The organism is Nocardiopsis sp. TNDT3 (assembly GCF_003427465.1).
In the GTDB taxonomy this organism is placed as follows: domain Bacteria; phylum Actinomycetota; class Actinomycetes; order Streptosporangiales; family Streptosporangiaceae; genus Nocardiopsis; species Nocardiopsis dassonvillei.
Genome location: NZ_QPFC01000045.1, coordinates 1 through 6,449, shown reverse-complemented (window position 1 = coordinate 6,449; position 6,449 = coordinate 1). Strand labels below are relative to the sequence as shown.

Here is a 6,449-nt window from a genome sequence, read left to right as displayed (position 1 = left end):
GTGCGGGGCCGGGCGGCCCCGCACGGCGATCCCATGCCCGGGCCCTGTACTCGACGAGGAGGACAGCCATGGCCATCAGCGTGTTCGACCTGTTCAAGATCGGAATCGGACCGTCCAGCTCGCACACGGTCGGGCCGATGAAGGCCGCGCGCACGTTCGTGGCCGGACTGCGCGAGGAGGGCCTGCTCGACGGCGTGGCCCGCGTGCGCGCGGAGCTGTACGGCTCCCTGGCGCTCACCGGCAAGGGGCACGGCAGCGACCGCGCGGTGGTCCTGGGGCTGATGGGGCACACCCCCGAGCACGTGGACGTGGACGCGGTGCCCGAACTGGTGGAGGGGGTGCGCCGGGAGCGGACCCTGTACCTGGGCGGGCCCGAGGGGCCGCCGGTGGCCTTCGACCCGGCCGTGGACGTGGACTTCCGCCGCAGGGAGAGCCTGCCCGACCACCCCAACGGGATGCGGTTCGTGGCGCTGGACTCCTCCGGCGCCGAACTGGCGGCGAAGGTGTACTACTCGGTGGGCGGCGGGTTCGTCGTGGACGAGCGCGCGGCGGGCGCGGACCGGATCAAGGCCGACGACACCCGGGTGCCCCACCCCTTCTCCAGCGCCGAGGAGCTGCTGGGCATCTGCGCCGACACCGGGATGTCGATCAGCGCGGTGATGCTCGCCAACGAGCAGGCGTTCGGGCGCTCCCCCGAGCGGATCAGGGCCGAGCTGCTCGTGCTGTGGGAGGCGATGCGCCAGTGCGTGCGCCGCGGGGTGACCACCGAGGGCAGCCTGCCCGGCGGGCTGAAGGTGCCCCGGCGGGCGCACCGCCTGTACCGGCAGCTGGGCGGCAACTGCGACGAGTCGGGCCTGCTGGCGCCGACGGGGGTGGACTCCGACCCCATGCGCGGCAGCGACTGGATCACGCTCTACGCGCTGGCCGTGAACGAGGAGAACGCCGCGGGCGGCCGTGTGGTGACCGCGCCGACCAACGGGGCCGCGGGCATCGTGCCCGCCGTGCTGCACTACTACCTGCACTTCAGCCCGGGCGCGGGCGACGAGGGCGTGGTGCGGTTCCTGCTGACCGCGGGGGCCGTGGGCATCCTGTTCAAGCAGAACGCGTCGATCTCGGGTGCCGAGGTGGGCTGCCAGGGCGAGGTGGGTTCGGCCTCCTCGATGGCCGCCGCCGGGCTGGCCGAGGTGCTGGGCGGCACCCCCGCGCAGGTGGAGAACGCCGCCGAGATCGCCATGGAGCACAACCTGGGGCTGACCTGCGACCCCATCGGCGGCCTGGTGCAGGTGCCGTGCATCGAGCGCAACGCGCTGGCCTCGGTGAAGGCGATCAGCGCCGCGCGCATCGCGCTGCGCGGCGACGGCAGCCACTTCGTGTCGCTGGACAAGGTCATCCGGACCATGCGCGACACGGGCCGCGACATGATGGACAAGTACAAGGAGACCTCGCGCGGCGGCCTGGCCGTCAACGTCATCGAGTGCTGAGGGATCCGTCTTCCTCGCGGCCGACGTGGCCGCCCGCCGGGGCGCGGGGAGAGAGTACGGGGACCGCGCCCGGTCGGGAGCGGTCCCCGCGTGTGTCAGGCGTCGGTTCCGGTGGGCGCGGGCTCCTCGGCCGCGGCCACCCGCGCGGGGTCGGGGGCCTTGGTGACCAGGCTGGCCACGACGAGCGCGACCAGGGCGGCGGGCAGGGCGACGATGACCGCGTTGAGGCCGCCCGGGGTCCCGGCGATCTGCCAGCCGATGGTGGTGGCCGCGCCGACCACCAGCGCCGCGACGGCGCCCGCGGTGGTCGCGCGCTTCCAGAACAGCACCGACAGGACCACCGGGGTGATCGCGGCGCCGTAGACCGTGTAGGAGTACATCTGCAGCTCCAGCACGGTCGGGAAGAACAGGCTCAGCGCCAGGCCCGCGAGCGCGATGCCCAGGACCGACAGGCGCTGGACCACGAGCTTGCGGCGCTCGTCCACACCGTCCCCGGCGAAGCGGGCGTACAGGTCGTAGGCGACGTTGGAGGCGCAGGAGAGCATGTACGAGGACCCGGTCGTGATGACGAAGGCGACCGCCCCGGCCAGGATCAGACCGCCCAGCACCACCGGGAGGTAGCCCTCGGAGGCCAGGCTCAGCACCGCCATGTCGCCGTTGATGCCGGGCATGAGGATGGCGGCGCAGGTGGCGAGCAGCACGACGGGCACGAAGACGAAGAAGCTGCCCACGAACATGCCCAGGGTGGAGGAGCGCGCCTCGCGCTCGTCCTTGGCCGCGGCCAGGCGCTGGTACATGTTCTGGTCGGCGAGCAGGAGCAGGAAGAGCGGCAGGAAGTAGCCGAGCAGCTGCAGGGCGGTGAGTCCGCCGCTGAAGGTGGTCGCCTGCTCGGGAAGGCCGTCCCAGTAGGCGCCGGGGCCGCCGATCGCGGCGAACACCAACGGCACCGACACGAACAGGCTGAGCAGGATGAGGATGGCCGAGACGAAGTCGGTGTAGGCGACCGAGAACAGGCCTCCGGTGACGGTCAGCAGCGTCACGACGACCGCGATGAGCACGGTGCCCTGAGTGGCGGACAGCGGCGTGACCAGGCTGACGACGTATCCGCCGCCGACGAACTGCGAGGCGGTCAGCCCCAGGAAGGCGATGGTGGTGACCACGGCGGCGACGGTGCGCACCCCGATGCCGAAGCGCACCTCCAGCAGTTCGGGGATGGTGTGCCGGGACGCCCGGCGGATCCGGCGGGCCGCCAGGAGCAGGACCAGGATGCCCAGCGGCGTCCCCGCGAAGAAGACCATCCCGGCCGTCGGGCCGTAGGTGTAGGCGAAGTTGGCGCCGCCGATGATGGTGCCCGAGCCGACCCAGGTGACCAGCATGGTGGCGATCATGACCGGGCGGGGGAGGCTGCGTCCGGCGAACAGGAAGTCGTCACCGCCGCGCAGCCTGCCCGAGCGCACGAAGTAGAGGGCGATCCCGATCATGGCCAGGATGTACACGGCGAGGATCACGAGATGGGTCGTCTGCATGGGCCACCTTCGCGGCGAGGTTGGGTTCGGGGGACGTGCACGGGAGGGACCGCCCGCGGGGCGGCCCGACCGGGCCATGTAAGCAGCCCCGCCGCGTGAAATGCAACACTTATTGCAGCGAACGTGACCCTGATCACGTCACAGTCGTGTCACCGCGTCTTCCCAGGTCGTTCCCCCCGGCGTCGCTCAGAAGAGCTCCGTGCTCTCCCAGAGCCGCTCCGTGTCGCGCACCGCGGCCAGCACCTCGTCCCCGCCGAGGCGGGCCAGCTCGGCCAGCACCGCGTGGACGACCGCCATCACCGGGGTGAGCGAGGGGAACATGCCCACACCCTCGCTGGGCACCAGCAGCACGTGCGCCGCCCCCTCCGCCAGCGGGGAGTCCCTGCGGTCGGTGATCACCGCGACCGGCACCGACCGCTCACGGGCCACCCGCGCCGCCGAGCGCAGCGCGACCGGGAGCCGCCACAGGTCGCACGCCAGCAACAGGTCGCCGGGGCCCATCCGCGCCAGCGCGCTGACCAGGCCGGTTCCGCCCAGCTCCAGGCGCTCCACGTCGTAGCCCATGATCCCCGCGGCGTGCGCGAGCTGCACGCCCGGCGCCGCGAAGGTGCCCGAACCCACCACCCGCGTCCGGCGCGCCCCGTGCACCGCGCCCGCCAGGGCGCGCACCCGGGCGGGGTCCAGGGTCCGCTCCAGGTCGCGCAGCCCCTCGCGGTCGGCGCGGAAGGCCTCGCGCACGGGGTCGGCGTCGGACCCGGCGTGTTCTGCCAGGACCTCTCCGGCGCTGAGCGAGGCCAGGTAGCGCGAGCGCAGTTCGACGCGCAGGGCGGGCCAGCCGGTGAACCCCAGGGCCTGCGCGGCCCGCACGACCGTGGCGACGTTGACCCCGGCCCGCTCGGCGAGCTCGGCGGTGCTCGCGTAGGAGGCGAACCTCGGCTCGTCCCGCAGCACCCTGACCACGCGCTCGGCCGCGCGGCCCAGGCGTCCGCCGCCGAGCGCTGCCTCGATCCAGTCCGCCATCACCCCTCCGTCCCGGCGCCCCGGACCGCGCCGCACCCCAAGCGATACCACCCCCTCGGGGTGGCCCCCTCCCCGTGGTGCAACATATATTGCAACAACGCGAACCCCGACGGAGGTATCCATGACCCGCCAGTCAGAACCGCACATCCTCTTCACGGGCGCCGGGCTGCTCGACCCCGAGGCGGGCACGAGGACCCCCGGCTCCTGGCTCCTGGTGCGGGACGGCCTCGTCGCGGGCAGCGGCCGGGGAACCCCGCCCGAGGTGGGACCGCGGGTGCCGACCGTGGACCTGGCGGGGGCCACCCTCATGCCGGGCCTGATCGACGCCCACGTGCACCCGACCGCCTTCAGCGCCGACCTCGGCGCCGCGATGGACCAGTCGCCCGCCTACATCGCCAGCTACGCGGGACGGTCCCTGGGCGACATGCTCAGGCGCGGCTTCACCACCGTCCGCGACGTCGCCGGGGGCGACTGGGGGCTGGCCAGGGCGGTCGAGGAGGGGCTCGTCGACGGCCCCCGGCTCATGTTCGGCGGCAAGGCGCTGTCGCAGACCGGCGGCCACGGCGACTTCCGCACGCCCGGCCGCCAGGGCAACGACACCCACGCCTGCTGCCCCGGCGCGGGCATCGTCTGCGACGGGCCCGTGGAGTTCCGCCGCGCGGCCCGCGAGCAGCTGCGCACCGGAGCCCACCACCTCAAGATCATGCTCTCGGGCGGCGTCGCCTCCCCCACCGACCGCATCGACTCCACCCAGTCCTCCGAGGACGAGATCCGGGCCGTGGTGGAGGAGGCCGAGGCGGCCAACCGCTACGTGACCGGCCACGCCTACACCGCCCGCGCCGTCAACCGCGGGCTCCGCCTCGGCGTGCGCTGCATCGAGCACGGCAACCTCATCGACGAGAGCAGCATCGAGCTGTTCCTGGAGCACGACGCCTACCTGGTGCCCACCCTGGTCACCTACCAGGAACTCTCCCGGCAGGGGGCCGCCAACGGGCTGCCCGCGGCCAGCCAGGCCAAGGTGGACACCGTGCTCGACCGGGGGCTGGACGCCCTGCGCATGGCCCACGAGGCCGGGGTGAACCTGGTCTTCGGCAGCGACCTGCTCGGCGGCATGCAGGACCGCCAGAGCCAGGAGTTCGCCATCCGCGGCCGGGTCCAGCCCGCCGCGGACGTGCTGCGCGCCGCCACCGTCAACGCCGCCCGCCTGCTGGGGCTGGAGGGGGTCGTCGGAACCCTGCGCGACGGGGCGCGGGCCGACCTCGTCGTGGTCGACGGCGACCCGCTCACCGACATCGGGGTCCTGGCCTCGCCGGAGACGAGCGTGCGCACCGTGCTGCGCGACGGCCGGATCCGCCACGAGCGCGACGCCGTGCGCTGACGCGGCCGGCGGGTGCGGGCCCCGGGGCCCGCGCCCGCCGTCGCTCAGGAGATGGTGGCGGTCGCGTCCATGTACAGGAACTCCCACAGGTGGCCGTCGGGGTCGGCGAAGGAGCGCGAGTACATGCCGGTGTGCTCGGTGGTCCTGGCGTGGGTCGCCCCGGCCACGGCGGCGGCCTCGGCGATCCGGTCCACGTCCTCACGGCTGTCGGCGCTCAGGCAGGTGATCACCTCCGCGCCCGCGGAGGTGTCGGCTATCCCCGAGGGCGTGAACTCCGCGAAGAAGGGTTCGGACAGGAACAGGACGCGCGAGGTGTCGCTGACGACCATGCACAGCGCCCTGTCGTCGGAGAAGGCCTCGTCGTAGCCGAAGCCCAGCGCGCTGAAGAACTCCCGGGTGGCGTCGACGCTCTTGACGGGCAGGTTCACGAAAGTCGTTCGAGTCATGTGGCGAAGCTAACAGCAGGCACCGACAATCGGCGGCAACGGCTCAGGCCAGGCTGCGCCGCGGGTTCTTGGCAGGTGCCGTCATCGACATCCGCACGACGGCCGGGACCTGCTCCAGGTCCAGCGCCCGGCGCAGGTTCGCCAGCGCCTCCGAGCTCACCCGCCGCCACACCCCGGCCACGTCCGCGTCGTCGTCCAGGGTCAGCGCCAGGCGCAGGTGCGGCGCCTCGGCGGACTCGGTCAGCCTCGCGCGGGCGCGGCGCACGCCCGGGTAGTCGGCGACCTCCTGCTCCAGGGCCCCGCGGGCCACGTTCTCGGACATCTCCACCCGCCCCTGCTCCCCGCGCTCCAGGACCAGGCGCCCCACCGTGTCGTTGAGCCCCTGGGACATCAGCCAGCGCAGGGCCAGGAAACCGGCGACGAAGGCCACCGCGACCACCGCGTAGGGCACCCACTGCTGGTCGAGCGCCTCCCGGGCCCCGGGGCCGAGCAGGGCGCTGTCGGCCGCTCCCCCGCCGAACAGGCCGCGCCCGGCGGCCAGCGACGCCAGCCCGGCGACGAGCAGCACCGCCCCCACGACCGCCAGCCCCCACCGGTT

6 protein-coding genes are annotated in these 6,449 nt (G+C 73.5%); 2 read left to right on the top strand and 4 right to left on the bottom strand.

The annotated features are described in order from the left end of the window. Window positions 1-68 precede the first annotated feature (68 nt). Entirely contained in the window at window positions 69-1,481 is a 1,413-nt protein-coding gene (locus tag DQW06_RS01240; RefSeq protein WP_117197808.1) for an L-serine ammonia-lyase, read from the top strand. Between the two features lie 95 nt (window positions 1,482-1,576). On the opposite strand, the gene DQW06_RS01235 is transcribed toward DQW06_RS01240, so the two are convergent. Then, window positions 1,577-3,007 (bottom strand): sodium:solute symporter, encoded by a 1,431-nt coding sequence (locus DQW06_RS01235; protein WP_013151476.1) that lies wholly within the window; start codon window positions 3,005-3,007, stop codon window positions 1,577-1,579. A 186-nt stretch (window positions 3,008-3,193) separates the two neighbouring features. Further along, window positions 3,194-4,027 carry a MurR/RpiR family transcriptional regulator gene (locus DQW06_RS01230; protein ID WP_013151475.1) on the bottom strand — a complete coding sequence of 278 codons (834 nt, stop codon included), beginning with the start codon at window positions 4,025-4,027 and terminating at the stop codon, window positions 3,194-3,196. Between the two features lie 121 nt (window positions 4,028-4,148). Here DQW06_RS01230 and DQW06_RS01225 point away from each other — a divergent pair, with 121 nt between their 5' ends. Next, the gene (locus DQW06_RS01225; RefSeq protein WP_117197807.1) at window positions 4,149-5,405 is read left to right on the top strand and encodes an amidohydrolase family protein; all 1,257 of its coding nucleotides are present in this window, start codon (window positions 4,149-4,151) and stop codon (window positions 5,403-5,405) included. Window positions 5,406-5,449: 44 nt separating this feature from the next. Here DQW06_RS01225 and DQW06_RS01220 read toward each other — a convergent pair whose 3' ends face one another. Further along, the gene (locus DQW06_RS01220; protein ID WP_013151473.1) at window positions 5,450-5,851 is read right to left on the bottom strand and encodes a VOC family protein; all 402 of its coding nucleotides are present in this window, start codon (window positions 5,849-5,851) and stop codon (window positions 5,450-5,452) included. Between the two features lie 43 nt (window positions 5,852-5,894). Continuing rightward, the coding region (locus DQW06_RS01215; RefSeq protein ID WP_232832935.1) for an alkaline shock response membrane anchor protein AmaP at window positions 5,895-6,449 on the bottom strand (555 nt) is incomplete at its 5' end.